General features: G+C 40.2%; 1 protein-coding gene. It reads right to left on the bottom strand.

All coding sequences use genetic code 11. From position 1 onward, the window contains the following. Positions 1-56: 56 nt before the first annotated feature. A partial coding sequence (locus ACTHUT_RS16945) for an autotransporter family protein (RefSeq protein WP_440419151.1) occupies positions 57-2,943 on the bottom strand: 2,887 nt, incomplete at its 5' end.

The raw sequence follows: 2,943 nt of genomic DNA, 5'->3' as shown, positions 1-2,943 counted from the left end.
GTTAATATTTATCCGGCTCATATAAAAGGACTACGGTAAGATATATTACTTGAAGATTACCAAGAATATTTTATGCCGATTGAGCATTTGTATCCTTGATGTTTCGTTCCACTTAAAGATTGTTCATACCGTGCATCTGCATAAATATGGGTATTGGAACTGGTTGCAAATTGTGCTCCCAAACCAACTTCGCCCCAAGTTTTTGCTAATTTTTCAGTAACATTATCCTCGCCAATGTTACTGGCCGAAGTATTTCTGAAGTTATGCCACACATTAGTGGTGAAATACAAGGTTCGAACTTTTTCATGATCGGTTAAATTATTATAAGCAAAGCGTACACCAATGCGGCTGCGTAAATTATGTTGCTTATCTTGATGCACAGAGCGCATATCATCAGTGAAGCTATTTAAGCCGAGGTATTGATAGATTAATTGTGCTTGCGGCTCAATAATCCAACTGTCGCCATTATTCGTTTTCTCTTTACTTAATACAAACGGACGACCTACCTCACCCGATAAAGCCACACCCAAACCATGGTTTTTTGCTTTCGAATCTAAGGAGTTATATTTATTTTGCATCCAAGAAAGTTGGCCTACAAAGTCTATATAGCTACCATCTTCAGAATACCGTGTGTGAGTCACACCGACATGGAGGTTTTCGGTTTTAGCTTTACCTGTATATTTGTCATCAAGGACGACACCATTCTCGGCACGATATTCATCATAAAATTTCGAATTAGCATGTGTGTAACCAACATAACCACCGGTTAAACGTTTGCCGCCATTTTTGCTAGAAGAAATATCAAAGTCGTGGCCAAACTGGAAGCCTGCAAGGTCAGCGCTAAGATTCAAACGCTTTTTACCATCCAAAGCAATGTGTTTGCCAATAATACGTCCCCAAATTTGGTTGTTCGCTTGAGATTTTTCCCAAGAAAGGGCCTGATTTTCACCACGGCGTTGGTGCAATGTACCAACTGTTTCGTAGCCAACTTCTAAGTTCAAGTTTGGAATAAGCGTATAAGCAGGAACAGAAGCTGTGTAAATGGCATCCTTATTCGTGGAAACTACCGTCCAAAAATATTCGGTTGTATTTCCTACTTTTTTGGAAGCCAATTGCAGTTCACCCGCACCTGTAGTTTTGGCAATACCGGTAAAGTTCTTTAAATTACTTTCCCCTTGTACTCGAACTACTGCCGTACTGTTTTTGGCTAAATCAGCCGCAATAGAGCCGATAGTGCCATCAATCATATTTTCTGTGCCGTCCGCTTTCAAACTGACAACTTTTGTTGTCCCTTCGGCATTACCGGTGATTTCCAATAAGTCAGATTTACCGTTATTGGCATCATTACTATCCCAATGAGTATTCACTTTAAGAACACCGTTATTCGCTGTGTAGTTGCCTTCCACAGTGAGTTTGTCTTCGTAAGAGCCATTGGCAAGGGTGATTTCACCGTTGTTACTGGTTAATGTGCCTTCAGTACCATCTTGTTTAACCAGTTTAACTTTATAGTCTGTTTTAGTTGAACCGTTCGGAATATTTTTAGACGCATCTAATACCCCCTTATCCAAGGTTAAGGCATTGATGGTAGAGCGTTGTTCATCACCTTTTTGTTTCAATTCCCAAACAGCTTGGTTGTTCACATGCACATCTAATTTAGAATGCACATTGCCTTTAGATTGTTGTTGCATCAAACCAATGGCTTTTGCTTGATCAGACAAGGTAAATGTCAAATCAGCCCCTTTTGTTGTTGCCACTTTGGTTTCGGCAAGCCAGCCATTTTCTGCGGCTTTGGCTTCACTGTCTTTGCCTTTTAAAGTGAATTTTGCATTTTCGGCAACGAATTCACCATTATTAAACCAACTTGCGACTTTATTTCCTGCGAAGGTTACTGCAAAACTACTTTCTTTTCTCGCATCAGCAACAATCAATGAAGCATCATTAGACGTTGTGGTGATTTTTGTATTGTTTAAACGAACTTCTTGATCTTTATTAGGCTCATTTCTAGATACATCATCGCTAATAAAAAAGGCACTTACTTTAGTTGTGTAATCCTGAGTATCAAAAACAACAGCTGAATTGCCGGATTTAATTTCACCGCTGCTGGTATCAGAATCGGCAATTAAGCGGGATTTGGTGCCAAATAAGCGCACGGTTGCGGAGTCTTTTGATTCTGTTGTATCAAGCACCATTTTGCCGGTGGAATTGACAACAGCACCTTTATAGTCAGCCGGTTTTTCAGTGTTTGGTAGTTCCGGTTTACCAATTTTTAATGCGGCAGAAAATTTTCCGTTTGCTTTCACTGTGATGTCAGAATCTTTTAAGTTCGCTTCCGCACCGTCTCCACTAACGTAAAGCCCGACTAAATAATCCCCGATTTTAGCGGTGGTTTTATCTTCTACATTAATGGTCAGTTTTTTCTCAGAATTGAAAACCGGTTTGGCGCCATTCTTACGATAAACCTTCACCCCGGATAATTGGTGACCAAATGGTGCAGTTGCGCCACCAAAGTTTTTTGTACTTTTCACTGTGTTTTCTGTGTTTTTAACAGTGATATTAGCATCATCATGCAAAGTTAAGCTTGCGGTATCAGAAGCATTACCACCAGCATAATCATATCCTACAGCAATACCGTAGGCGGCATTGGAGTCTACGGCTAATCCTGAATTAGCTTCGCTGGCTAACGTAACATTAATGTTAGTTTTGCCTTTAATTTCAACTTGATTATTCGCACGAACGATAAGTCCTTTTGGACGAGCAAATTGTTCTCCGCTATTAGGTGCTAGTGTAGCTTTGTAATCTCCATCAATGTTTTGATTTGGTTCTTTCCAAAATTCTCCTGAACCCTCTGTTCCCATAGTAGGTGAAGTATCGCCCGCTGCAGCAACGGCCAATGCAGGAATAGAAAAACAAGAAGCTATCAGAGTATGCAGCAAGGTTTTCCTA

The organism is Neisseria sp. P0022.S010, from assembly GCF_051956635.1.
Note: the sequence above shows the minus strand (reverse complement) of the source record. Positions and strands in the feature narration are given on the sequence as shown.